General features: G+C 68.5%; 22 protein-coding genes. 15 read left to right on the top strand and 7 right to left on the bottom strand.

The genetic code is table 11. The annotated features are described in order from the left end of the window. Positions 1-100: 100 nt before the first annotated feature. The 6 genes from E4V01_RS00710 to E4V01_RS00685 all read left to right on the top strand — a co-directional run bounded on the left by E4V01_RS00710 (position 101) and on the right by E4V01_RS00685 (position 6,825). Positions 101-2,002: a bifunctional diguanylate cyclase/phosphodiesterase gene (locus tag E4V01_RS00710; RefSeq protein ID WP_135297061.1), complete on the top strand. Its 1,902-nt coding sequence runs from the start codon at positions 101-103 to the stop codon at positions 2,000-2,002. Between the two features lie 63 nt (positions 2,003-2,065). Then, positions 2,066-2,644 (top strand): NADPH-dependent FMN reductase, encoded by a 579-nt coding sequence (locus tag E4V01_RS00705; protein WP_135297060.1) that lies wholly within the window; start codon positions 2,066-2,068, stop codon positions 2,642-2,644. Between the two features lie 62 nt (positions 2,645-2,706). Continuing rightward, positions 2,707-3,045: a hypothetical protein gene (locus E4V01_RS00700; protein WP_060769883.1), complete on the top strand. Its 339-nt coding sequence runs from the start codon at positions 2,707-2,709 to the stop codon at positions 3,043-3,045. A 158-nt stretch (positions 3,046-3,203) separates the two neighbouring features. Then, positions 3,204-5,585: a ribonuclease R gene (gene rnr, locus E4V01_RS00695; protein WP_135297059.1), complete on the top strand. Its 2,382-nt coding sequence runs from the start codon at positions 3,204-3,206 to the stop codon at positions 5,583-5,585. A gap of 24 nt (positions 5,586-5,609) precedes the next feature. Further along, positions 5,610-6,101: a DUF983 domain-containing protein gene (locus E4V01_RS00690; RefSeq protein WP_060769885.1), complete on the top strand. Its 492-nt coding sequence runs from the start codon at positions 5,610-5,612 to the stop codon at positions 6,099-6,101. Next, a complete protein-coding gene (locus E4V01_RS00685; RefSeq protein WP_135297058.1) occupies positions 6,052-6,825 on the top strand; it encodes an NUDIX domain-containing protein in 774 nt (257 codons plus the stop codon). Before E4V01_RS00690 ends, E4V01_RS00685 begins: the two co-directional genes overlap by 50 nt. Before the next feature lie 328 nt (positions 6,826-7,153). On the opposite strand, the gene E4V01_RS00680 is transcribed toward E4V01_RS00685, so the two are convergent. Next, positions 7,154-7,942, bottom strand: coding sequence for an SIMPL domain-containing protein (locus E4V01_RS00680; RefSeq protein WP_193763118.1), 789 nt, complete (start codon positions 7,940-7,942; stop codon positions 7,154-7,156). 230 nt (positions 7,943-8,172) lie between these two features. Here E4V01_RS00680 and E4V01_RS00675 point away from each other — a divergent pair, with 230 nt between their 5' ends. Then, a complete protein-coding gene (locus E4V01_RS00675; protein WP_135297056.1) occupies positions 8,173-10,137 on the top strand; it encodes a PAS domain-containing protein in 1,965 nt (654 codons plus the stop codon). 59 nt (positions 10,138-10,196) lie between these two features. Here E4V01_RS00675 and E4V01_RS00670 read toward each other — a convergent pair whose 3' ends face one another. The 3 genes from E4V01_RS00670 to E4V01_RS00660 are packed head-to-tail and all read right to left on the bottom strand — an operon-like array spanning position 10,197 to position 12,940. Beyond that, positions 10,197-11,066, bottom strand: coding sequence for an SDR family oxidoreductase (locus E4V01_RS00670; protein ID WP_135297055.1), 870 nt, complete (start codon positions 11,064-11,066; stop codon positions 10,197-10,199). Between the two features lie 6 nt (positions 11,067-11,072). Beyond that, positions 11,073-12,203, bottom strand: coding sequence for a tRNA epoxyqueuosine(34) reductase QueG (gene queG / locus E4V01_RS00665; RefSeq protein WP_135297197.1), 1,131 nt, complete (start codon positions 12,201-12,203; stop codon positions 11,073-11,075). A 44-nt stretch (positions 12,204-12,247) separates the two neighbouring features. After that, positions 12,248-12,940 (bottom strand): glutathione S-transferase family protein, encoded by a 693-nt coding sequence (locus E4V01_RS00660; protein WP_060769891.1) that lies wholly within the window; start codon positions 12,938-12,940, stop codon positions 12,248-12,250. 225 nt (positions 12,941-13,165) lie between these two features. Here E4V01_RS00660 and E4V01_RS00655 point away from each other — a divergent pair, with 225 nt between their 5' ends. From E4V01_RS00655 to E4V01_RS00640, 4 genes are all read left to right on the top strand, one after another. Beyond that, positions 13,166-14,005 (top strand): undecaprenyl-diphosphate phosphatase, encoded by an 840-nt coding sequence (locus E4V01_RS00655; protein WP_135297054.1) that lies wholly within the window; start codon positions 13,166-13,168, stop codon positions 14,003-14,005. A 148-nt stretch (positions 14,006-14,153) separates the two neighbouring features. Further along, positions 14,154-15,971 (top strand): methylmalonyl-CoA mutase family protein, encoded by a 1,818-nt coding sequence (locus E4V01_RS00650; protein WP_135297053.1) that lies wholly within the window; start codon positions 14,154-14,156, stop codon positions 15,969-15,971. Between the two features lie 103 nt (positions 15,972-16,074). Further along, the gene (locus tag E4V01_RS00645; RefSeq protein WP_060769894.1) at positions 16,075-16,467 is read left to right on the top strand and encodes a hypothetical protein; all 393 of its coding nucleotides are present in this window, start codon (positions 16,075-16,077) and stop codon (positions 16,465-16,467) included. Between the two features lie 174 nt (positions 16,468-16,641). Then, complete coding sequence (locus E4V01_RS00640; protein WP_135297052.1) at positions 16,642-17,109, top strand: hypothetical protein; 468 nt, start codon at positions 16,642-16,644, stop codon at positions 17,107-17,109. Positions 17,110-17,130: 21 nt separating this feature from the next. Here E4V01_RS00640 and E4V01_RS00635 read toward each other — a convergent pair whose 3' ends face one another. Further along, positions 17,131-17,574, bottom strand: a complete 444-nt coding sequence (locus E4V01_RS00635; RefSeq protein WP_060769896.1) for a DUF2147 domain-containing protein — start codon at positions 17,572-17,574, stop codon at positions 17,131-17,133. 174 nt (positions 17,575-17,748) lie between these two features. Between E4V01_RS00635 and rfbC the strand changes: the two genes are divergently transcribed. The 4 genes from rfbC to rfbA all read left to right on the top strand — a co-directional run bounded on the left by rfbC (position 17,749) and on the right by rfbA (position 21,292). Next, on the top strand, positions 17,749-18,300 hold the full coding sequence (gene rfbC / locus E4V01_RS00630; RefSeq protein WP_135297051.1) for a dTDP-4-dehydrorhamnose 3,5-epimerase: 552 nt from the start codon (positions 17,749-17,751) through the stop codon (positions 18,298-18,300). A gap of 133 nt (positions 18,301-18,433) precedes the next feature. After that, on the top strand, positions 18,434-19,492 hold the full coding sequence (gene rfbB / locus E4V01_RS00625) for a dTDP-glucose 4,6-dehydratase (protein ID WP_135297050.1): 1,059 nt from the start codon (positions 18,434-18,436) through the stop codon (positions 19,490-19,492). Positions 19,493-19,494: 2 nt separating this feature from the next. Then, positions 19,495-20,385 carry a dTDP-4-dehydrorhamnose reductase gene (rfbD, locus tag E4V01_RS00620; protein ID WP_135297049.1) on the top strand — a complete coding sequence of 297 codons (891 nt, stop codon included), beginning with the start codon at positions 19,495-19,497 and terminating at the stop codon, positions 20,383-20,385. Between the two features lie 16 nt (positions 20,386-20,401). Continuing rightward, positions 20,402-21,292 carry a glucose-1-phosphate thymidylyltransferase RfbA gene (gene rfbA / locus E4V01_RS00615; protein ID WP_060769900.1) on the top strand — a complete coding sequence of 297 codons (891 nt, stop codon included), beginning with the start codon at positions 20,402-20,404 and terminating at the stop codon, positions 21,290-21,292. 239 nt (positions 21,293-21,531) lie between these two features. Here rfbA and E4V01_RS00610 read toward each other — a convergent pair whose 3' ends face one another. Next, on the bottom strand, positions 21,532-22,188 hold the full coding sequence (locus E4V01_RS00610) for a hypothetical protein (protein ID WP_193763126.1): 657 nt from the start codon (positions 22,186-22,188) through the stop codon (positions 21,532-21,534). Positions 22,189-22,257: 69 nt separating this feature from the next. Then, entirely contained in the window at positions 22,258-23,127 is an 870-nt protein-coding gene (locus tag E4V01_RS00605) for an efflux RND transporter periplasmic adaptor subunit (RefSeq protein ID WP_060769902.1), read from the bottom strand. Between the last annotated feature and the right edge of the window lie 10 nt (positions 23,128-23,137).

The following is a 23,137-nucleotide window of genomic DNA, read 5'->3' as shown; positions in this document are numbered from 1 at the left end:
GGGTCGCTTACGGTTCGGAACGCTTCTAAACGCTCAACCTTTATTAACGCGTCAGTTGTATCATATGATATAGATCGTACGCTCGCTCCGAGAGGCCGCAATGGCCCTGACCAGGCTCCACGCCTTCATCAATACGTTCTCGGCCCGACCAGACGATGCGACCTATACGATTGCTCAGTACCGGGCGCTCAACCGCCAAGTGCTGGTCTTGTATACGACCATCGGTAGCAATGCTCTCGGCCTCGCCTACACTTATTACGGCGCGGCCCCGGACTGGATGACCATCTGGCCGCTGGCGGCCCTTCTTCTGCTCTGCCTCGTGCGCAGCCGTCTCTGGCTGCAATCCCTCGTCTCGCTGCCCGACCTCGAGACCATCGCCAAGCGCCTGAACGCGACCACCTATCTCGCCATCGTCCTGTCGATCATCCTCCCGGTCTGGGCGCTGTCGCTGATGCAGTATGGCGAGCTGCCCGAGAGTATGATCGTGATCTTCTCGCTGACGATCATTATGATCGTCAGCGTGCAGTGTCTGATCCAGCATCCCACGGCCGCCGTCAGCATCTTCATCATCACGCTTCCGCCGGCGGTCTACCTGATCCTGCGCGGCGATACGCTGCTGCACATCATGGCGCTGAACTACGTCATCCTCGTCGGGGGGATGGTGGTGGTGCAGTACTTCTCCTACGGCGATTTCCGCCGCGTCGTCGGCCTGATCGAGGAGAACCGGCGCCTCGCCCTGACCGACTACCTGACGGAGCTGCCCAATCGCCGCGCGTTCTCCGCCGAGATCGAGCGGCGGATCCAACGCCCGGACAGCGTGCCGTTCCATGTCGGCCTGATCGATCTCGACGGCTTCAAGCCGGTCAACGACAGCTTCGGCCACCGGGCCGGCGATGCCGTGCTGCGCGAGGTCGCCCAGCGGCTGAAGGCCAAGAATCTGGGATGGATCGGCCGGCTCGGCGGCGACGAGTTCGGGCTCATCGTCGAGGACGGGGCCGATCTCGCCCGCATCGGGCAGCGGGTCTGCGAAGGACTGGCGCGGCCGTTCCCGTTGCGCGAGGGGATCGCGCAGATCGGCGCGTCGATCGGGTTTGCGCGCTATCCCGATGCCGCCACATCGCCCGAATCGCTGATGGAGCGGGCGGACTTCGCCCTCTACCACGCCAAGAGCCATCAGCGCGGCGCCGCCGTCACCTTCGCGCCGGAGCACGAGGAGCGGCTTCGCGCCCTCGCGGTGATCGAACAGGCGCTGCGGCGGGCCGACCTCGCGGCGGAGTTCGAACTCTACTATCAGCCGATCATCGATATCGTGGAGAACCGGATCGAGGCCTACGAGGCGCTGGCGCGCTGGAACAGCCCGGTCCTCGGACGCGTCGCGCCCGGCGAGTTCATCATCGTCGCCGAGCGGACCGGGCTGATCCGGGATCTCACCCCGGTGCTGTTCGGCAAGGCGCTGACGGCGATGCGGGCGTGGCCGGAGGAGGTGCGCCTGTCGTTCAACCTGTCGGCCCAGGACATCACCTCGCGCGACAGCATCGCGCGGCTCGCCGAACTCGTCGTCGCGAGCGGCATCGATCCGGGCCGGATCGCCTTCGAGGTGACCGAGACGGGGCTGATGCGCGACCTCGGCGATGCCCACCGCTCGCTCATCGCTCTGAAGGCGCTCGGCACGGCGATCGCCCTCGACGATTTCGGAACCGGCTATTCGAGCTTCAGCCATGTCCACCAGCTGCCGCTCGACCGGCTGAAGATCGACCGCAGCTTCGTTCTCGCGCTCGGCGGGGACGCGACCTCCCTCAGCATCATCCGCTCGATCGTCGATATGAGCCGCAACCTCAGCCTCCATTGCGTCGTCGAGGGGGTCGAGACCATCGATCAGATGCTGCTGCTGCGCTCCGCCGGCTGCCGCTCGATGCAGGGCTACCTGTTCGGCAAGCCGATGCCGGAGGCCGCCGTCTCCGGCTTCGATCTCGTCGTGCCGGCGACGGCTCTGGCCTCCTGACGCAGCCGTCGCCGCGCCGATGCCCTATCTTGGCAGGCGTCCTGGCACGAAGGAGGCTACCCGATGACCCTCACCGTCCCCGTAATCCTCGGTTCCGTGCGCGCGGATCGCGCCGGCATCCGCGCCGCCCGTTTCCTGACCGCGCAGCTCGAAGCCCGCGGCCACGCGGCTCCGCTGGTCGATCCCGCCGAGCTGAAGCTCCCGCTCCTCGACCGGATGTACAAGGAATATCCCAAGGGCGAGGCCCCCGAACCGCTGGAGCGGCTGGCGACGCTGTTTCGCGGGGCCGATGCCTTCGTCGTGGTCTCGGCGGAGTACAACCACTCGATCCCGCCCGCGCTCTCCAACACCCTCGACCACTTCCTGGAGGAGTATTTCTGGCGGCCCTCCGCCATCTGCTGCTACTCGGCGGGGCAGTATGGCGGCGTGCGCGCGGCGATGCAGTTGCGGGCGATGCTGGGCGAACTCGGCACGCCGAGCATTCCCTCGCTCCTGCCGATCCCGCGCATCCAGAAGGCGCTGAGCGAGGCGGGCGAGCCGGCCGAGGATTGGCTCGGCCGGGCCGCGAAGAAGTTTCTCGACGAACTGACTTGGTACGCCGAGGCCCTGAAGGCGAAGCGGGCCGGGGGCACGCCGTACTGAACCTTGCGCGCGGCACTCCGTTTGCACCCCTCGCGGCACGGGCGGACGAGGAAAGCGGGCGCATGAACGCGAGTGTCGACAGAGTGAGGGACGCGCTGGCCGAATTGATCAAGGCGGCGCTCGTTTCCGATGACGGCCTGAGCCTCGCCTTCCGGCAGGCAGCGGCGGACAAGATCGCCGCGCTCGCGGCCGATCCGCCGCCGGCGGACGCGGTGCGGATCGATGGCGCCTGGACCCTGGCGATCCGCGCGGCCGAGGCGCCGGAGCTTCAGCCGGAGGAAGGACAGGTGAACCTGACTCTGCCGCGGAGCGCGCCCTTTACCCTCGAAGAGCTGTCGCGGGCCGATTTCGACGTGGATCGGGCCGTGGAGACGATCCGCAAATCGGCTTCCACGGGCTGAGGATCGGACCGAACCTGTTCACGGCCGGTATCGCGGCGTTGTTCTGAGGCGTCCGAGCGCCCATCTTGAAGATGTGCCGGGATCGTCAATGGTCTCCCCAATCAACGAAAAACCGAACGCGCCACGCCTTCCCGGACCGGCGCGGAGAGCCTTGCTCCTTGGCCAGACGCATCAATCCGAAGGCGGGCACCCCCGTTCTTCCCTCCCGCGAGCAGATCCTCGCCTTTGTCGCCGAGACGCCCGGAAAGGTCGGCAAGCGCGAAATCGCCAAGGCCTTCGGCATCTCGGGCGCCGACAAGATCGGCCTCAAGGCGATCCTGAAGGAGATCGAGGCCGAGGGCGCGCTCGAGCGCGACCGCGGCGGCTTGCGGAAGGTCGGCAGCCTGCCGCCGGTCGTGCTGGCCGACATCGTGTCGCGCGACCGCGACGGCGACCTGATCGCCCGCCCGGCGCAGTGGGACGGTGAGGGAGAGGCGCCCCGGATCGCCGTCGAGACCCCGCGTGCCGGCCGAAAGGGCAACCGCCCCGCCCCCGGCATCGGCGACCGGGCACTGGTCCGCGTCGCACCGGACCCGGAAGCGCCCGGCCGCTACACCGGCCGCGTCATCAAGGTGATCGGCAAGAACCGCTCCGAGGTGATCGGCGTCTACCGCGCCGGCCGCGACGGCGGGCGCCTGCTTCCTGTCGAGAAGAAGTCGCAGGGTAAGGAAATCGCGATCCCGCCGGGCGAGGAAGGCGAGGCCCGGGATGGCGACCTCGTCAGCGTCGCGGTGGAGCGCGAGACCCGCTTCGGCCTGCCCCGCGGGCGCGTCACCGAGCGGCTCGGTGCGCTCGGCTCCGAGAAGGCGGTGAGCCTGATCGCGCTGCACATCCACAACATCCCGCACGTCTTCCCCGCCGCCGTGCTGGCGGAGGCGGATGCGGCCAAGCGTGCGACCAAGCGCGGCCGCGAGGATTGGCGCGAGGCGCCGCTGGTCACCATCGACCCGCCCGACGCCAAGGACCACGACGACGCGGTGATGGCCGAGGCCGATCCCGATCCGGCCAACGAGGGCGGCTTCCTCGTCACGGTCGCGATCGCGGATGTGGCCGCCTATATCCGGCCGGATTCGGCCCTCGACCGCGAGGCGCTGCTGCGGGGCAACTCGGTCTACTTCCCCGACCGGGTGGTGCCGATGCTGCCCGAGCGCATCTCGAACGACCTCTGCTCGCTGCGCGAGGGCGAGGACCGTCCGGCGCTCGCCGTGCGGATGACCATCGGCGCCGACGGGGTGAAGCGCAGCCACAGCTTCCACCGCATCCTGATGCGCTCGCACGCCAAGCTCGCCTATGCCCAAGCGCAGGCCGCCATCGACGGCCGGCCGGACGAGAAATCGGGACCGGTGCTGGAGACCGCGCTCCGCCCGCTCTACGCGGCCTATGAGGCGATGAAGCGGGCCCGCGACGCCCGCGGCCCGCTTGCTCTCGACCTGCCCGAGCGCAAGGTGCTGCTCGACGCGGAAGGCGGCGTTGATCGGGTGATCGTGCCGGAGCGGCTGGAGGCGCACCGGCTGATCGAGGAGTTCATGATCCAGGCCAACGTCGCGGCGGCCGAGACCCTGGAGAAGGCGGGCTCGCCGCTGATCTACCGGGTCCACGATGAACCGGCCCTGGAGAAGATGCGCGCCCTTGGCGAGGTGCTCGCCTCGGTCGGCGTCAAGATGACCAAGGGCGGCGTGCTGCGTCCGGACCTGTTCAACCGCGTCCTCGCCCAGGTGGCCGAGAGCGAGCACGCTCCGTTCATCAACGAGGTGGTGCTGCGTTCGCAGGCACAGGCGGTCTACGCTGCACAGAATCTGGGCCATTTCGGCCTCAACCTGCGCCGCTACGCCCACTTCACGTCGCCCATCCGGCGCTACGCGGATCTCATCGTCCACCGTGCTCTCGTGCGTGCCTGCGGATTGGGCAAGGACGGCCTGCCGGTCGACACCACGCCGGGCATGCTCGACGCGGTCTCCGAGCAAATCTCGGCGGCCGAGCGCCGGGCGATGGCAGCCGAGCGCGAGACCATCGACCGGCTCATCGCCGGCTACCTCGCCGACCGGGTCGGCGCGACCTTCTCGGGCCGGATCTCCGGGGTGACGCGCTCGGGGCTGTTCGTGAAGCTCGCCGAGACCGGGGCCGACGGGTTCGTGCCCGTCTCCACCATCGGCCACGAATATTACCGCCACGACGAGGCCCTGCACGCGCTCGTCGGCGACCGCAGCGGCGAGACCTACCGCCTCGGCGACACGGTCGAGGTCCGCCTCGTCGAGGCGGCGGCGGTCGCCGGCGCGCTGCGCTTCGAGATCCTGTCGGAGGGCCGCAGCCGCTCCGGTGCCAAAGGCGGCGGGATCAAGCGCAGCGGGTCCAAGGCAAGTTCGGGCAAGGCGAATCCAGGCAAGGCGAATCCAGGCAAGGCGAAGTTCGGTGCAAAGGCGTCGAAGGGCAAGCCGCGCCCCGGCAAGGCGGCGGCGTCCGAGAGCGATGCGGCGCGGCGCCATCGCGGCTCGCGTCGCTGAGCGGAAGGGGCTAAAGTCGCCTCTATGGAAACCTACGTCTCCCCTCCGGCCTCGGCTCCCCAGGAGCGGACGCGGCTGCTTCCGGCCATGGCCAGCGGCTTCCTCAACCGCTGCCCGCATTGCGGGGAGGGCCACGTCTTCGGCCGGTTCCTCAAGGTGCGGCCCGCCTGCGAGGCCTGCGGCCTCGAGATGGAGGGCCACCGGGCCGACGACCTGCCGCCCTATATCGTGATCTTCCTCGTGGGCCACATCGTCGGCTACCTCGTTCTCGAGATCGAGATGGGCTACGACGTGCCGCTCTGGATCTCGATGACGGTGTGGCCCTTGCTCACGCTCGTCCTGGCGCTCGGGCTGTTGCAGCCGGTCAAGGGCGCGGTGATCGGCCTGCAATACACGTTCGGCATGCACGGTTTCGGCAAGCTGCCCCCCGCGCGCGGCGGGACCGGCACGGGGGAGAGACGCGGCGGTGAGGCAGGAAGCAGAGCGGGCGACGCCCCGGAGCTTGGATCGGCCTGACTCGGATCGGCCTGATCCGCCTGCTGCCCCGCCCCGCCCGGTGCTCTTGCGCCCGCGCGATGCCGCGACGCTGATCATTCTCGACCGGTCACGAAAGAAACTGAAGCTGCTGATGGGCCGGCGCCATGCCGGTCTCGCCTTCATGGGCGGCAAGTTCGTGTTTCCCGGCGGGCGGATCGAGCCGTCCGATCGGATGATGCCGGTGGCCGGCGCCCTGTCGCAGCGAGCCGACGACGCCTTGCGCGCCAAGCTGCCGCGCGCACCCCACCATCTCGGCCGATCCCTCGCGCTCGCCGCGATCCGCGAGACCTACGAGGAGACCGGACTTCTCATCGGCACCCGCGATTATGGCCCACCGGAGACGGCGCCTGAGGGTGCGTGGCAGGCTTTTGCCGACGAAGGGGTGATGCCCGACCTCGAAGCCCTGCATCTGGTGGCGCGGGCGATCACGCCGCCGAGGCGCCCCCGCCGCTTCGATACCCGCTTCTTCGCCATCGATCGCAAGGCGGTGGTCGCCGAGCGGCCCGGTATCGTCGGGCCGGATGCGGAATTGACCGAACTCGCCTGGGTCGATCTCGACGCCGCGCGCAAGCTCGACCTGCCGCGCATCACCCGCGTGATCCTCGACGATCTGGAAGCGGCGGCCGACGCCGGCTTCCCGCCCTACCGGCCGATCCCGTTCTACTTCGAGCGCCGCGGCAAAGGGGTGCGGGAGGAGATCTGAGCGGGACGGTCGCTGCCCTTCAGCGCGGCGAGATGCGCCACCTCACGTTCACCGTGGCGTTGAAAGAATTTGATCTTATTAAACAATTAGATCATTCCAATATAATCAAATTATCCCATCCCGCCTTCAAATTCATAGACGTCAACATGTCCGTCAAATCTGTCCACGTACAAGAGCTGATTTCGGTTTCATTGTTCCACGCTGCGTCGCATTCGTCGCAAACAAATATTTTATTTCCTGTGCAGCGTATTATGGCTTTAATGATTATTCCTTGTCCGTCACAGCGAGGGCATATCATCATATTCACCTGATGGTGTAGGATAGGCATTTATAATATGTGTTGTCCCAGGCGGTTGCGGCGCGTTGCCCGCCGGGTAGGTGTCGCTGCCCACGGCCCCGGTATGGTCTCCGGCGGCACGATTTGGATGCGGCGGAGCGATCGCGGCATGTCGGCCTCTCCCACTTCGGAAGGGCTGGCTTCTCCGTCTGTGATCGCATTGATCTCGACGAGCGTGACGTCGGCCGCCTCCGCGTAGACCTTGGCTTGTTGGCGGGCATCAAGCATGGCCGCACGGCGCGCTTCGAGCAACGCGGCCCGCTCATTCTCGACATTGAACCTCACCGACTGAACCCGAAGCAGGCCCGTTTCCGCAATCCGACTCATGGTTGCGTTCAACTGATCGATCCCGTTGGCCTTCAAAATGAAGGTGGTCGTTGCGGTGAACGGAGTGGTCGATTTCTTGGGTGGCGGCGGCGGATGTCCGGGATCTTGTGGTGGCTGATAACCGCCGGATCGATCCTCATCGAGTCGGAAGCGACTTCTCTCGATTTTCACGCCGGCTTGCTCGAACCGACGCAGGACCTCTATCGCCGAGCCCGCTCGCTCTTCATGCGCCGAGACGGTTGCCTCCAACGTCTTGTCCTGCGTGACCAGACTGACCTCGAAGCGCCCGTAATCGGGCTTCTGTTCGAACGAGCCCGCGCCGCGGACGGTCAGAACGGATCCGCGTGATGGCGGAGAACTCTCGTTCGAAGACTGCGCTGCGGCTGACCCAAGCAGAAGGGTGGCCATGAAGGCGGCCAAGGCTGGAGCCTTGAACGGCAGGGGATGGATCATGAGAGCCATTCGAACAGATTGCTGATGTCCGATGGACGGACCGTCGGACGGAGGGATCACAATCTCCGGTCGAGTTGATGCCTGCATGCGCCCAGGAAGATGGCTGAAGTTTGACCGCTTGCGGAAGCCTGCCCAGTCCGCACGGACAGAAATGCATCCTTCGATCCCACAAAGGAGATTCTTAAGCGGCATCGGCCATCCTGGGACGGCAAGTGGAGCCGAAATCACCGATGCTCTCCATCCTTCGTCGCTCCGATGCCGCGTCCATCTTCGACGCGCTCAACCGCTCCCAGGCGGTCATCACCTTCGCCGTCGATGGTACGGTGCTCGACGCTAACGACAATTTTCTCTCACTGATGGGCTACACCCTCGGTGAGGTGCGCGGGCGTCATCATCGCCTGTTCGTGGACCCGAAGGAGGCGGAGAGTGCGGAGTACGAGGCGTTCTGGCAGGGTCTGCGCCGCGGCGCGTTTCAGACCGCGGCCTATGGGCGTCTCGCTAAGGACGGACGCAAGGTCTGGATTCGGGCGAGTTACAATCCGGTCCTCGACGCCGCCGGCCGCGTTCGGAAGATCGTCAAATTCGCCCTCGACGTGACGACCGAGCGGCTTGTCGCCGCCGAGACGGCGGGCCAGATCGCCGCGATCAGCCGGTCGCAGGCGGTGATCCAGTTCGACCTCGACGGGACGGTGCTCAGCGCCAACGCCAACTTCCTCGAAGCCCTCGGCTACGCGCCGCACGAGGTGGAGGGCCGCCACCACAGCCAGTTCGTGCGGCCGGAAGAGGCGGCATCCGCGGAGTACCGCGCCTTCTGGGAGGCGCTCGCCCGCGGCGAGTACCGGGCCGGCGAGTTCCTGCGCGTCGGCAAGGACGGGCGCGAGGTCTGGATCCAGGCGACCTACAACCCGATCCTCGATCCGTCCGGGCGCCCGTTCAAGGTCGTCAAATACGCCTCCGACATCACGGCGGCCAAGCGCGTCGCCGCGGACATGGCCGGGAAGGTCGAGGCCGCCCGCCGCTCGCAGGCGGTGATCGAGTTCGACTTGGATGGCTCCGTCCTCGACGCCAACGACAACTTCCTGAACGCCCTGGGCTATACCCTTCCCGAGGTACGGGGCCGAAATCACCGGATGTTCGTGACGCCCGATTACGCCGCGAGCCCGGCTTATGCCGCGTTCTGGGCGACGCTGCGGGCGGGGCAGTTTACCTCCGCCGTCTACCAGCGGGTGGCCAAGGACGGCCACGATGTCTGGATTCAGGCCTCCTACAACCCGGTTCTCGACGCGGCCGGGCGCCCGTTCAAGATCGTGAAGTACGCCTTCGACATCAGCCAGAGCATGGCGGTGCGCGCCGGCGCCCTCGCCATGGCCGAGCAGACGCTGGGCCGGGTGCGGGCGGTGGCCGGCGCGTCCAAGGAGATGCACCGGATCTCGGAATCGATCGCCGAGCAGATGAACCGCTCGCACGATGCGGTCGGCGAGATTCAGGCCCGTATGAACGCCGCCGGCATCCTCTCGGCAAAGCTCGACGACGCGGCCGCCGCGATGACCGGCGTGGTCGAGGTCATCACAGGCATCGCCGAGCAGATCAACCTGCTCGCCCTCAACGCCACGATCGAGGCCGCCCGCGCCGGTGCGGCCGGCCGCGGCTTCGCCGTCGTCGCCACCGAAGTGAAGAGCCTCGCCGAGCAGGCGCGCTCCGCCACCGCGCGCATCACCGGCGAGATCGGCGCCATGCAGGCGGTCTCGCGGGATGTCGGCGCGGCGCTGGTCTCGACCGCGGCGGTGGTCGACACCGTGCAGGGTTTCATCGCGCAGACGACGGAGGACAGCACGCGGCAGCGCGCGACCACCGGTCAGGTCAACACCGACATGCAGGCCACCGCCGCGAGCGTGGCGGAATTCGAGAGCCGTCTCGACGCCTGGAAGGTCGGGCTGGAGGATCGGCGGAGCGAGGAGCGCCACCGTTCCTCGCTTGCCGGCCATGTCGCGTTCGTGCCGGAGCGTGGGCGGAAGGCGGGGGAGCCGCAGAGCCGGCCCTGCACCGTTCTCACCATCTCGGAGGGCGGCGCCAAGCTGGCACTCGAGGCCGCGGACCTGCCGGAGGTCGTCACGCTTCACATCGACGGTGAGCCGTCCCGACGCTGCCGCGTCATACGGCGTGCCGCCGACGGGATCGGCGTTCGGTTCGTCTGATCCCGAGCCTCGTCCCGAACATGCGTGGCCAGCTCTCGGGAGGCTGCGCGACGGGACGCCTACCGGCCTGCGTCGGAGACCAGCGCGGCCAACCCTTCGCGATAGGTCGGGAAGGCAAGCTGTACGCCCAGTTCCTCGCGGATCAAGCGGTTACGCACCCGCTTGTTCTCGCCGTAGAAGCTGCGCGCCATCGGGCTGAGATCGGCGGTCTCGAAATCGATTTCCGGCGGCAGGGGCAGTCCGGTGAGCGCTGCGGCGTGCTCGGTCACCGTCTGCGGCGGGGCGGGCTCGTCGTCGGTGACGTTGTAGACCGCGCCCCCCCGCGGGTGCTCGATCGAGGCGGCCAGCGTCGCGGCGATGTCGGCGACGTGGATGCGGTTGAACACCTGCCCGGGCTTGACGATGCGCTGGGTGCGGCCGTCGCGCAGCTTCACGATCGGGTTGCGGCCGGGGCCGTAGATGCCCGAGAGGCGAAACACCTGCACCGCCTTGCCGGTCTCAGCGCCCAGCGCGAGCCACGCATTCTCGACGGCGAGGCGGTCGCGCGAGCGGGCGCTCTTCGGGGTGGCGGGCGTCGTCTCGTCGATCCAGTCACCCCCTTGGTCGCCGTAGACGCCGATGGTCGAGAGATAGCCGATCCAACCGATGCGGCTTTTCGCGATGGCGTCGCGGTAGCGGGCGAGCACGGTGTCGCCGTCCCGGCCCGGCGGGGCGGAGATCAGCAGGACATCGGTGTCGGCAAGGTCGCCGGCGATACGGGGATCGTCCGTGTCCGGCCCGAACGAACGCAGGGTGAACCCGGTCTCGGCGGCGAGGTTTCGGGCCCGCTCGGGCTCGGTCACCGTCGCCCGCACAGCGTTGAAGCGCGCCCGTTCACGCTCGGCAAAATGCCGGGCGGAGAAGCCGAGGCCGAAGACGAACAGGTTCATGCGATGTCAGGTCTCCCGTAGGCCGTCCGCTTCCATAGGGAGGGCGGCGGCCTCACGCCATTCCTCCCTCACATGCGCCTCCGTTTCCCCGTGTCCATGGGCGGCGAAGAGTTCGTGCAGCCGCTCCCGCGGCAGCAACCGTCCGCAGGCCCAGACGGCGGCACCGCGCACCACCGGATCCGGCTCGGCGAGGCAGGCCACCGCCTCCGCGGCAAGCGTGACGTCGCCGGAATTGCCGATGGCGATCAGCACGTTGCGCAGGAAGCGGTCTCGCCCGGTCCGCTTGATCGGCGTGCCGGCAAAGCGGGCGCGAAACCCCGCATCGTCGAGGCGGGCGAGTTCGGCGAGCGGCGGCGCGGCGAGATCGTCGCGGGCGGCCATGCGGGTCTCCCGCGCCGCAACCGCGAACTTGTTCCAGGGGCAGACCGCGAGGCAGTCGTCGCAGCCGAACACCCGGTTGCCGATCTGTTCGCGATATTCGGCGGGGATCGGGCCCTGATGCTCGATGGTGAGGTAGGCGATGCAGCGGCGCGCATCGAGCTGGTAAGGGGCCGGGAACGCATCCGTCGGGCAGATGTCGAGGCAGCGGCGGCAGGAGCCGCAATGGTCGGTCTCGGGCGCGTCGGGCTCGAGTTCGGCACGGGCGAAGATCGCTCCGAGCATCAGCCAGTTGCCGTGCTCGCGCGAGATCAGCACCGTGTGCTTGCCCTGCCAGCCGAGCCCTGCGGCCTGGGCCAGCGGCTTCTCCATGACCGGCGCGGTATCGACGAAGACTTTTACCGGCTGGCCGGAGCGGGCGGAGAGGAAGCCGCCGAGTTCCTTCAGCTTGCCCTTGATGACGTCGTGATAGTCGCGCCGTTGCGCGTAGGCGGCGATGGCGGCGCGATCCTTCAGCCGCACGAGTTCGAGGGGGTCGCGCTCCGGGCCCGCATTCATGCCGAGCATGACGATGCTGCGGGTCTCGGCCCAAAGGGCGGAGGGCGCGGCGCGCTGGTCGGCCCGCTCCTCCATCCAGTCCATCGTGCCGTGATGGCCCGCCGCGAGCCATGCCGGCAAGCGCTCACGCAAGTCCGGCACGGCATCGGGGCGGGTGACGCGGAACGCCCCGAAGCCGAGACGGCGCGCGCGCGCCTCGATGGTCTCGCGCAGGGCGCGGCCCGTGAGAACGGCCTTTTCGGGCTTCAGAAATCCAGATCCGTGTAGTGGGCGGCCGCCGGCATCCCCGGTGCCCGGTCGGCCAGCAGCGCGCGGAAGGACGGGCGGGATTTCACCCGCGCGTACCAGTCCTTCGCCATCTCGTCCTCGTCCCATGGCACGTCGCCGAGATAGTCCACGCAGGAAAGGTGGGCCGCCGCCGCGAGGTCGGCATAGGTCAGGTCGTTGCCCGCCAGCCAGCGGCGCTGCCCGATCAGGTAGCCGACATATTGGAGGTGATAGCGCACGTTGGTGCGCGCCGCACGAATGGCGTTCATGTCCGGCGGGCCGCCTCCGGCGGCGGAGGGCATGAAGCGCTTGTCGATCTTCTCGGTGACGAGATACTCGGTCACCTCGTTGTTGAACTTGACGAGGAACCAGTCGAGCAGGCGCCGCACCTCCACCCGCGCCTGGGTGGTGTCGGGCAAAAGCCGCCGTCCGGCGAGGCCGAGCCCCCGCGTCTCGTCGAGATATTCCGCGATCACGCCCGCGCCGGGAATGGCGAGCCCGGTCTGCTCCACCAGCACCGGCGTGGTGCCGGCCGGGTTGACGATGAGGAAGTCGCGGCGGCGCTCCCAGGCCCGTTCCTCGACGAGGGTCGGCTCCATCCCCATCTCGGCCAGGACGAGGCGGATGAAGCGCGAGTTCGGGCAGAACGGGGAGTGATAGAGCGTCGCCATCGAGGCCGTGGTTCAGCGGAAAGAAGGCAGAGCCCTGGGGCAGACCGTGTCGCACGGGCGAAATTGGGGCGACACGCCAGGATTATTTCTCCAACGTTGCCACCTCATTAACAAACGCGCTGCAACCCGGTAACCGCCCGTCAACCCTGCCGCCGCAAAGCTGCCGCATCGCCGTCGTCTGCCGCGCCCTGTTGTCGGCACATCGGCGTGGGGAATGGCAGGCTTATGGATCTCGTCCTGATCGCGAAGGCGCTCGTGCTCGCCGTGGTGGAAGGCGCCACCGAGTTCATCCCGGTCTCCTCGACCGGGCATCAGCTCCTCATTGGCCACTTCATCGGCTTCCACTCGCCCAACAACACCTTCGAGGTGCTGATCCAACTCGGCGCGATCCTGGCGATCCTGTTCGTCTATTTCGGCCGGCTGTGGAACATTGCCACCGCACTGCCGAACGATCCGCGGGCGCGCCGCTTCGTGCTCGCCATCCTCATCGCCTTCCTGCCCGCCGCGATCGTCGGCGGCCTGTTCTCGAAATACATCAAACTTTATCTGTTCAACCCGTGGATCGTCTGCGCCACGCTGGTGGCCGGCGGCATCGTGCTGCTCGTCATCGACGACACGGTCGGCGAGCCGAAGACCGCCCCCGGCGACGGGCCGACCGAGCATCCGCGCAAGACCGACGTGTTCGAGTTCAGCCTGCCGATGGCGCTCAAGATCGGCCTGTTCCAGTGCATCGCGATGATTCCCGGCGTGTCGCGCTCCGGTGCCACCATCGTCGGCGCGATGCTGATGGGGGCAAGCAAGCGCTCGGCCACCGAGTTCTCGTTCTACCTCGCCATGCCGACCATGGCCGGGGCCTTCGCCAAGGACCTTCTCGACAACTACAAGAACCTTTCCTCGAACGACGCGCTGCTGATCGTCATCGGCTTCGTCGCGGCCTTCATCTCGGCCTTGATCGTGGTGCGCACGGTGCTCGACTACGTCTCCCGCCACGGCTTCTGGCTGTTCGCGTGGTGGCGCATCATCGTCGGCTCGCTCGGCTTTGCCGGACTGATTCTTTTTAGCTGACCCTTCAGGATTTTGAACGAGGCGGGGGCGGCAACCTGGACTAAAGTCGGTTGTCGCCTGCCCGCACCCCGTGCGAGGGCTTGCGGCCAAGTCGCCGCTCTCTCAAGAAGCGGTCGGGAAACGCCGAATCGTCAAGGTCTCGCCCAAGATGGAAGATCGTCCGCTCGCCGAATTGTTCGAGCCCGCCACCCGCGAGCGCTGGCGCCAAGCGGTCGAGGCCGCATTGAAGGGAGCCGACTTCGAGAAGCGCCTCGTTGCGAAGACCGCCGACGGCCTGCGCATCGAGCCCTTCTACGAGCCGGCCTCTGCGGTGGCCCAGCCGGTGCGGTCGCCCGGCCCCTGGCGTCTGGCGCAGCGCATCGACCATCCCGACGCCGAGAAGGCCGGGACACAGGCACTGGCCGACCTCGAAGGTGGTGCCGATGCGCTGGTCCTCGTCCACCGCGACGCCCCCGCCGCCCGCGGCTTCGGCCTCGATCTCTCGTCCGTCGATACGCTGGACGCGGCACTGAAGGGCGTGATGCTGCCGCTCATCGCCCTGCGGCTCGATGCCGGTCCGGCCGGATTCGAGACGGCGGCGCTTCTCAAACAGCTGATCGAGCGCCGCGGCGACGACCCGTCCGCGCTCGACCTCGATCTCGGCCTCGACCCGATCGGCACCCGCGCCGCCACCGGCCGGCTCGACCAGGGATGGGAGGCGCGCCTCTCCGAGACCGTCACCGCCTTCGCCGGCATGCGCGGGCGCGCGGCCTTGGCCGATGCCCGGCCCTATCATGAGGCGGGGGCGAGCGAGGTGCAGGAACTGGCCGCCGTGCTCGCGACGGCAGTCGCCTATCTGCGGGCGCTGGAGGCCGGCGGCCACGATCTGGCGCTCGCGCGCGACCAGATCGCGGTCCTCCTCGTGGCGGATGCCGATGAATTCCTGACCATCGCCAAGTTCCGGGCGATCCGGCGGCTCTGGGCCCGGGTCGAGCAGGCCTGCGGCCTCGAGCCGAAGCCGCTTCGGGTCCTGGCCGAGACCGCGTGGCGGATGATGAGCCGCCGCGACCCCTTCGTGAACATCCTGCGCACCACCATGGCCTCGGCCTCCGCCGGCCTCGGCGGGGCGGATTCGGTGACCGCGCTGCCCTACACCCTGGCGCTCGGCCTGCCCGACGCCTTTGCCCGGCGGGTGGTGCGCAACAGCCAGATCGTGCTGATCGAGGAATCGAACCTCGCCAAGGTCTCCGATCCGGCGGCCGGCGCGGGCGGCTTCGAGGCGCTGACCGCCGAACTGACCGAGAAGGCCTGGGCGGCCTTCCAGGAGATCGAGCGGGAGGGCGGGATTGCCGCGAGCCTGGAGGCCGGCGCCTTCGCAGGTCGGATCGCGGCGGTGGCCCAGGCGCGGGCACGGGCGGTCGCGACCCGCAAGGAGCCGTTGACCGGCGCCAGCGAGTTCCCCTTCCTCGCCGAGAAGCCGGTGACGGTGCTCGATATGGCGCCGAACCCCGCCGCTTGCCCGGAGGGGGCCTTGCCCTCGCAACGCCTCGCCGAACCCTACGAGGCTCTGCGCGACGCCTCCGACGCCGTCCTCGCGCAGACGGGCAGGCGTCCGGCGGTCTTCCTGGCCAATCTCGGTCCCGTGGCGGTCCACAATGCCCGCTCGACCTTCGCCGCCAACGCCTTCGCCGCGGGCGGCATCGAGGCCATCGGCAATGACGGCTTCTCCGACAGGCAGGCCCTGGCCGATGCCTTCAAGGCGTCGGGCGCGCGGATCGCCTGCCTATGCTCGTCCGACACCGTCTACCAGACCGAGGCCGGGCCCGTGGCCGAGGCGCTGAAGGCGGCCGGCGCCGGTACGATCTACCTCGCCGGCAAACCCGCCGAGGCGGAGGCTCTGCGCCAAGCGGGCGTGGGAGGCTTCCTGTTCGCCGGTTGCGATCTTTTGGCGCTCCTGCGGGAGGCGGCCGAGCGCGCGAGGGGCTGACGCTCAAGGCCTCGTGAGCAACCTTGACACTGCGGGACGCAAGACGATCTTCCGACTGAAACGGGCCGACACGGCCCCATTCCCTCAGTCGGACTTTATCCCCATGCGCCTTCCGATCCTTGCCGTCGCCACCTTCGCCGTCGCCATGGGGAGCGCCGGGACATCGGAGGCGGCCAAGCGCAAGGTGCAGGTGCCGCACCGCTACGATGGCCGCTGGAGCATCGAGGTCGTGACCCTCGAAGGACCCTGTGACCGGGCCTATCGCTACGGTATCCAGATTCAACGGGGCGAGGCCGTCTACGGCGGCGGCGAGGTCGGGATCAGCGGGCGCGTCGCGACGAACGGGACGGTGCGCGGCACCATCTCCCGCGGCAGCAACGCCGCGCAGGTGTTCGGACGGTTGTCGTCCGATGGGACCGGCACCGGCCGCTGGTCGACCCTCGGCGACGGCCCGATCAGTTGCAGCGGCAGTTGGAACGCGATGCGGCGCGGATGAACTCGCCGTTCAGGCTGCGTCGGTGCGGAGGGGGTCGCATGGGTCGCCCTGTGGCGGTCCGGCGACAGGTTCGGATTTGTTCCGCGCTGCGGCATGGGCGACCGGTTTTCGCCCTAGATCCGGCATGATCTTCGGCGAACACTGGTGGCGTTCCATACGCGTTCGAGGCGCCCCATGAGAGCCGTGATGAGAGCCGTGCCGTTCGTTGGTCTTGCCTTCGTCCTGCTCGGCCCCGCGGCCGAGGCGCGTCCGGCCCGGCAGCATGTGGCCGGCTCCGAGCACACGGTGCTGGCACCGCTCGAGGAAGCGGCGACGGCGTGCTTCGCCGAAACCGTGATCTCCAATCCGAAGGCGATGCGGCTCGCACGGGACGGGCGTTGGTACGAGGCGGCCGGAGTGACCGGCTTCCTGTGCCGCCCGGAGGTCGATCGCATGGCGGTCGCCCACGACCGGATCTACGGCCGCGGCACCGGCGCCCGCTACTTCAAGGGAGCCTACGCCCGCCACCTCGACAAGCAGCTCGCCGCCCGCCTGCAGCACCTTCTGGAGACGAAGGCCATGGCGAGCGCCGAGCCGCCGGCCGAGAAGGCCGCGCTCGTCGATGGTGCGATGGACTCCGCGCCCGGAAGCGCGGATCACTGAGCCGGGGAAGCGGGGTTTCGCTTACCGGACCCGCCGCCAGGTTTGGCGCTTGCACAGAACGCTGAGCACGCAGCCCGCCACCTCGATGGTGTCGGGCCCCTTCGGCGTCACGCTGCCCGAATAGGTCTTGCCGTCCTTCGGATTATAGAGGCTGCCCTCGAAGCCGTCGCCGCTCGGGGTTCCGGCCTGCATGATCTGCACGCCGACGAGCTTGCGCGAGCGCAGCGCCGGATCGGGGTTCTGCGCGTCGAGGCCGGCCCCGGCGGTCGAGGCGATCACGCCACAATAGCCGCCGCCGCAACGGGCGATGCGCACGGTCGAGCCCGCCGTCTCCGTCTGCCAGATGCCGGAGAGGTCCGAGGCCTTTTGCGCCAGAGCGCCTGTGCCGGACACGGCGAGCAGCAGCGCCGCGGCGAAGACATGCGTCGGGCGATGGCGTGAACGGTTGGCACGCGGCGTCGTCATTCGAGCTTCCCTCCTCGCCGGACAGTGACCGCCGGCCGGGGCGAGCGGTAGTCAGGCCGCCGGGGTTACGCAAGGAGCGGGGTATGAGGCCGCATGACGATGCAGCCTTGACTTCGCCGCCTTCACGCGGCCTACGCCCACGGCGAGCCGGTACGGACGCGTCAGGAGCGGCGGATGCAGGTCATCGATACGGACATTCCGGCGGTCAAGCGGGTGATCCCGAAGCGCCACGGCGACGATCGCGGCTGGTTCTCCGAAGTCTACCGCGCCGACATCCTGTCGGAGCACGGGATCGCCAACGCCTTCGTGCAGGACAACCAATCCTTCTCCGCGCCCGCGGGCACGATCCGGGGCCTGCACTTCCAGGTCGCGCCCAACGCCCAGGCCAAGCTGATCCGGGTGCTGGCCGGGGCGATCCTCGATGTCGCCGTCGATCTGCGCTCCGACTCCCCGAGCTACGGCCGCCACGTCGCCGTGCGGCTCGATGCAACGGGCGGTGAGCAGCTCTTCGTGCCCGCCGGCTTTGCCCACGGCTTCTGCACCCTGGAGCCGGACACCATGGTCGCCTACAAGGTCGACGCCTATTACAGTCCGGCCGACGACCGGAACCTGCGCTGGAACGATCCGGCGATCGGCATCGCGTGGCCGGTCGCGGAAGCGGATGCGATCCTCTCGGGCAAGGACAAGGCCGCGCCGCTTCTGGCCGATCTCGGGCGGGTGTTCTGATTCAAGGTATCGAGATCGTTCGATCGAGTGGATTGAGCTCGACCTCAGGTTGGCGTAGGCGCGGCCAGGCATGGCCCTTGCCCATCCCGCGGATGCCGACCCCGCGGACAGGAATTGGACGGAGTTGGGATCGATGCGCATTCTGGTAACGGGCGGCTGCGGCTTCATCGGCTCCGCCCTGGTGCTGCATCTGGTGCAGGATCTCGGCCACGAGGTGCTGACCCTCGATGCCATGACCTACGCCGCCAACCCGATCTCGCTTCAGCCGCTGGCGGACGACCCGCGTCATCGCCTGGAGCAGGCCGACATCTGTGACCCGGCCCGCGTCCACGCGCTCTACGCCGAGTTCAGGCCTGAGGCGGTGATGCATCTGGCCGCCGAGAGCCATGTCGATCGCTCGATCACCGATCCGGGCGCCTTCGTGCGCACCAACGTGATCGGCACCCAGGTGATGCTCGACGGCGCCCGCACCCACTGGGAGAGCCTCTCCGGTGAGGCGAAGGCGACGTTCCGCTTCCTCCACGTCTCGACCGACGAGGTCTACGGCTCGCTGCCGCCGGACGCGTTCTTCACCGAGGAGAGCCGCTACGATCCGCGCTCGCCCTACTCGGCATCAAAAGCGGCCTCCGACCATCTCGCCCGGGCCTGGCACGAGACCTACGGCCTGCCGGTGCTCGTCACCAACTGCTCGAACAATTACGGCCCGCGCCACTTCCCCGAGAAGCTGATCCCGCTGATGATTCTGGCCGCCCTCGAGGGCAAGCCGCTCCCGGTCTACGGCGACGGGCTGAACGAGCGCGACTGGATCCATGTCGAGGACCATGCCCGCGGCCTCGTCGCGGTGCTGGAGCGCGGCCGGCTCGGCGAGACCTACCTGCTGGGCGGGCGCTCGGTGCGCAACAACCTCGCCGTGGTGAAGGCCCTCTGCGCCGCCTTCGACCAACTCAAGCCCGAGAACGGCCCGCACGAGCGCCTGATCACCTTCGTCGCCGACCGGCCCGGCCATGACCGCCGCTACGCGATCGACCCGTCGAAAGCCGAACGTGAAGTCGGCTGGCAGCCGACCAAGGTGTTCGAGGAGGCGCTGACGGAGACCGTGCGCTGGTACCTCGACAACGAGGCGTGGTGGCGCCCGATCCGCGAGGGCCGCTATTCCGGCGAGCGCCTCGGCCTCGCGCCCAAGAGCGCCTGAACATGGACATCCTGATCCTCGGCGGCGCCGGCCAGGTCGGCACGGAGCTTCAGGCCTTGTCCTGGCCGGACGGCATGCAGGTCCACGCACCCGACCGCCAGAGCCTCGACATCACCGACGAGGCCGCCATGGCCGCCGCGCTCGATGCGCGCGCCTATGCGGCGGTGATCAACACGGCCGCCTACACCGCCGTCGACAAGGCCGAGAGCGAGGTCGCGGCCGCATGGCGCCTCAACGCGCTGGCCCCGGCCATCCTCGCGGCCGAGACGAAGCGGCGGGCCATCCCGCTCGTCCACGTCTCGACCGACTACGTGTTCGATGGGGCGGGCGAGGGCTTCTACGCCCCCGATGCGCCGGTGAACCCGAGAAGCGTCTACGGCGCCAGCAAGGCTGCCGGCGAGATGGCGGTGCGAAGCGCCAATCCGCGCCATGCCATCGTCCGCACCGCCTGGGTGGTGAGCCCGCACCGGGGCAACTTCGTGAAGACGATGCTGCGGCTCTCGGGCGAGCGGGACAAACTCGCCGTTGTCGATGACCAGCACGGCTGCCCGACCTCCGCGGCCGATCTCGCGCACGCGCTCGCCACGATCGCCCTGCGGCTGGCGGGCGACGAGGCCGCGCCGACCGGCACTTTTCACTGCGTCAACGACGGCGCGACGACGTGGTGCGACTTCGCCCGCGCGATCGTTGCGGGGTCGGCCCGGCGCGGCGGTCGCTCGGTGCCGGTCGAGGGCATCCCGAGTTCGGCCTACCCGACGCCGGCCCGGCGTCCGGTGAACTCGCGCCTCTCCACCCAGAGCCTGACCGACGCCTACGGACTCGCGCCGCGCTCGTGGGAGCAGGCGCTCGACGACATCCTCGACCGGCTGGTCGGGCCGGCTCGCTCCCACTGATCAGGACGTATTTCGCATGAAGGGCATCGTGCTCGCCGGCGGCTCCGGCACAAGGCTCCACCCGGCCACGCTGGCGATCAACAAGCAGCTGCTGCCGGTCTACGACAAGCCGATGATCTACTACCCGATCTCGGTGCTGATGCTGGCCGGCATCCGCGAGATCCTGATCATTTCCTCGCCTGAGCACCTCGGCAACTACCAACGCCTGCTCGGCACCGGCGAGCAATTCGGCCTGACCTTCTCCTACGCGGTGCAGCCGCGGCCCGAGGGGCTGGCCCAGGCCTTCATCATCGGCCGCGATTTCGTCGGCACCGACGACGTGGCGCTGGTGCTCGGCGACAACCTGTTCTTCGGCAACGGCATGAGCGACCTGCTCGCCAAGGCCCGCACCCGCAAGAGCGGGGCGACGGTGTTCGCCTACCACGTCGATCATCCGGAGGCCTACGGCGTCGTCACCCTCGACGAGTCCGGCCGGCCCTTGCGGCTGGTGGAGAAGCCCAAGACCCCCGAAAGCCCCTGGGCGGTGACGGGGCTGTACTTCTACGACAACCAAGTGCTCGACATCGCCGCGGAGGTGAAGCCCTCCGACCGGGGCGAACTCGAGATCACATCCGTCAATCAGGCCTATCTCGAACGCGGCCAGCTCCATGTCGAGCGGATGAGCCGCGGCTACGCGTGGCTCGACACCGGCACGCATGACAGCTTGCTGGAAGCGGGCGAGTTCGTGCGCGTGCTGCAGCGTCGGCAGGGCCTTCAGGTCGCCTGCCTCGAAGAGATCGCCTACCTCCAGGGCTTCATCGGCCGCGAGCAGTTGCAGGCCCGCGGCGAGCTGTTCGCCAAGACCAGCTATGGCCAGAACCTGCTGCGCCTCGCCCGCGAGGGCCGCCGGGCCGATCAGGACTTTTGACCAACGAACCTTGATCCCGTCACTGCGAGGCAAAGCCGTCCAACGCACCGATCTCTCCGGAACGGTCGCGGTTCCGGATCACTTCGCGTCCGCGCGATGACGGATGGGACAAACCGGGATCCAAAGCATCGTCCTGGATACCTGATCCAGGACGATGCTTGAGGCTCCTGTTTTCGCATCATCTTTTTTTCGAAAGCCGGCACCCACCTTTCGGGACGATGCTCCAGCCGGGCGTCGCGTCAGCGCTCGCCCTGAATGAGCACGGCTCCGGTATAGGTCTCGGCGACTTCGCAGAATGGCACGCCGCCCGCCGTCAGCACCGCCTCGACGGAAAACAGCGGCTCACCGGGCCCCGGCACGCCGCCGGATTCGGGCCGCCACAGCATCGTCAGCGACCGGTTGCGCCGGCTTGGACCCAGCGGGCGCACGACGTGGCCGAAGGGAGCCTGCGTGCCGTCCAGCGCCGCGTTCATCGCGGGCGTCAGGCGGTTCGGAACATACCAGTTGTCGGCCTCGGACAGGACATGGGTGCCGCAGGTGAGCCGCACCCGGCGGTAGCGCACGGGCTCGTCCGGGCCAACGGCCAGCCGCTCGCGCCGGGCCGCGCCGGGGGGCTTGTCCGGGCCGGGGACGCGCACGGCGACGATCCGCGGATCGGGGCTGAGCCCGCGCTCCGCGCACCACGCTTCGAGAACGGCGGTGGCGCTCGGCGCGGCGAGAAGGCGGGCGCTCAGCGTTTCGATCAAGGCGCGTGCCTCGGACCCATCCTGGGCCTCCCGGCCTGTCTCGGCGGTTCCGGCCGCTTGCGCCCGCGCGCTGCCCGCGTCGGCGGGCGGCACGGCGGCGCCAAGCGCCGCGAGTCCCACCGTCAGCATCCGTGTCGCCGTCCGCTCCATCGTGCAGCGCAATACGTCGATGGCGGGCAAAGGTCCATCGCGTCGGGCAACCGGTCCCCGATTCGCGGCCTACTTGGTGTCGGGGGGCAGGGCGGTCGCGAGCGGGCCGGCGGGGGGAAGCGGGAAGGCGACCTTGCAGCGCTGGCCGCCGGGCAGCTTGAAGTCCGGGTTCGGCAGTTCGAGGCGCACGCCGAAGGTGCCGCTCGCCGCGTCGAAGACTTGGTCGACCACGCTGACCTTGGCCTCGTAGGCGCCGCCGATCGGCTGATCGAGCACGACGGTCGCCGGCATGCCGAGCGCGATCTCCTTCCAGCGGGAGACCGGCAGGTAGGCCTCGACGTAGAGCGGATCGAGTTGGACCAGGGTGAAGATAGCACTGTCCTGGCGCACGAACTCGCCCGCCGACATCAGCCGCTCGGTGACGATGCCGCGGATCGGGCTGCGGATCATCCGCAATTCGAGCTGCGCCTCGGCGCGCTTGAGTTCGATGCCGTTGAGCTTGTGCTTGAGAATCTCGGTCTGGAGGTCGCGCCGGCCGATCTCGTAATCGGCCTCGACCTGATCGAGCTTCTCCTGAGTGACGATCCCCTTCGAAAGCTGGTTCTGGCGTTCGAGGCGGCGCTTGTAGAGCTCGACGCGGGTCTGTTGCGCCTCGATGCCGGCGGTCGATTCCGCCTGCGCCCGCGACAGGGCGACGTTGGCCTCTTCCACGCTCGAATCGAGCTGGGCGATGATGTCGCCGGCCTTGACCGCCGCGCCCCGGTTGACCGGCACGCTCTTGAGGATGCCGAGCGTGGCCGAACCGATCTTCAATTTCTGCGCCGGCTCCACCACGCAATCGACGCGGGTGTCCTGGGCGCTCGCTGCGCAGGCGGAGAGGAAGAGGGCGGCGAGCGCCGCGCAGATCCGGGCTTGCCGCGTTCCAGCCTGAAGGGTCATCGCGAAACAG

Source organism: Methylorubrum sp. Q1, assembly GCF_004683995.1.
Classification (GTDB): Bacteria; Pseudomonadota; Alphaproteobacteria; order Rhizobiales; family Beijerinckiaceae; genus Methylobacterium.
This window is presented reverse-complemented; position numbering and strand designations above follow the sequence as displayed.

Coding starts and splice junctions, on each gene's coding strand:
- E4V01_RS00605 (WP_060769902.1), bottom strand. CDS start 23,127: ATGACCCTTCAGGCTGGAACGCGGCAAGCCCGGATCTGCGCGGCGCTC.
- rfbB (WP_135297050.1), top strand. CDS start 18,434: ATGCGCATTCTGGTAACGGGCGGCTGCGGCTTCATCGGCTCCGCCCTG.
- E4V01_RS00710 (WP_135297061.1), top strand. CDS start 101: ATGGCCCTGACCAGGCTCCACGCCTTCATCAATACGTTCTCGGCCCGA.
- E4V01_RS00640 (WP_135297052.1), top strand. CDS start 16,642: ATGAGAGCCGTGATGAGAGCCGTGCCGTTCGTTGGTCTTGCCTTCGTC.
- E4V01_RS00670 (WP_135297055.1), bottom strand. CDS start 11,066: ATGAACCTGTTCGTCTTCGGCCTCGGCTTCTCCGCCCGGCATTTTGCC.
- E4V01_RS00610 (WP_193763126.1), bottom strand. CDS start 22,188: ATGGAGCGGACGGCGACACGGATGCTGACGGTGGGACTCGCGGCGCTT.
- E4V01_RS00645 (WP_060769894.1), top strand. CDS start 16,075: ATGCGCCTTCCGATCCTTGCCGTCGCCACCTTCGCCGTCGCCATGGGG.
- E4V01_RS00690 (WP_060769885.1), top strand. CDS start 5,610: ATGGAAACCTACGTCTCCCCTCCGGCCTCGGCTCCCCAGGAGCGGACG.
- E4V01_RS00635 (WP_060769896.1), bottom strand. CDS start 17,574: ATGACGACGCCGCGTGCCAACCGTTCACGCCATCGCCCGACGCATGTC.
- rfbA (WP_060769900.1), top strand. CDS start 20,402: ATGAAGGGCATCGTGCTCGCCGGCGGCTCCGGCACAAGGCTCCACCCG.
- E4V01_RS00680 (WP_193763118.1), bottom strand. CDS start 7,942: ATGATCCATCCCCTGCCGTTCAAGGCTCCAGCCTTGGCCGCCTTCATG.
- E4V01_RS00705 (WP_135297060.1), top strand. CDS start 2,066: ATGACCCTCACCGTCCCCGTAATCCTCGGTTCCGTGCGCGCGGATCGC.
- rfbD (WP_135297049.1), top strand. CDS start 19,495: ATGGACATCCTGATCCTCGGCGGCGCCGGCCAGGTCGGCACGGAGCTT.
- rfbC (WP_135297051.1), top strand. CDS start 17,749: ATGCAGGTCATCGATACGGACATTCCGGCGGTCAAGCGGGTGATCCCG.
- E4V01_RS00700 (WP_060769883.1), top strand. CDS start 2,707: ATGAACGCGAGTGTCGACAGAGTGAGGGACGCGCTGGCCGAATTGATC.
- E4V01_RS00650 (WP_135297053.1), top strand. CDS start 14,154: ATGGAAGATCGTCCGCTCGCCGAATTGTTCGAGCCCGCCACCCGCGAG.
- E4V01_RS00655 (WP_135297054.1), top strand. CDS start 13,166: ATGGATCTCGTCCTGATCGCGAAGGCGCTCGTGCTCGCCGTGGTGGAA.
- E4V01_RS00660 (WP_060769891.1), bottom strand. CDS start 12,940: ATGGCGACGCTCTATCACTCCCCGTTCTGCCCGAACTCGCGCTTCATC.
- E4V01_RS00675 (WP_135297056.1), top strand. CDS start 8,173: ATGCTCTCCATCCTTCGTCGCTCCGATGCCGCGTCCATCTTCGACGCG.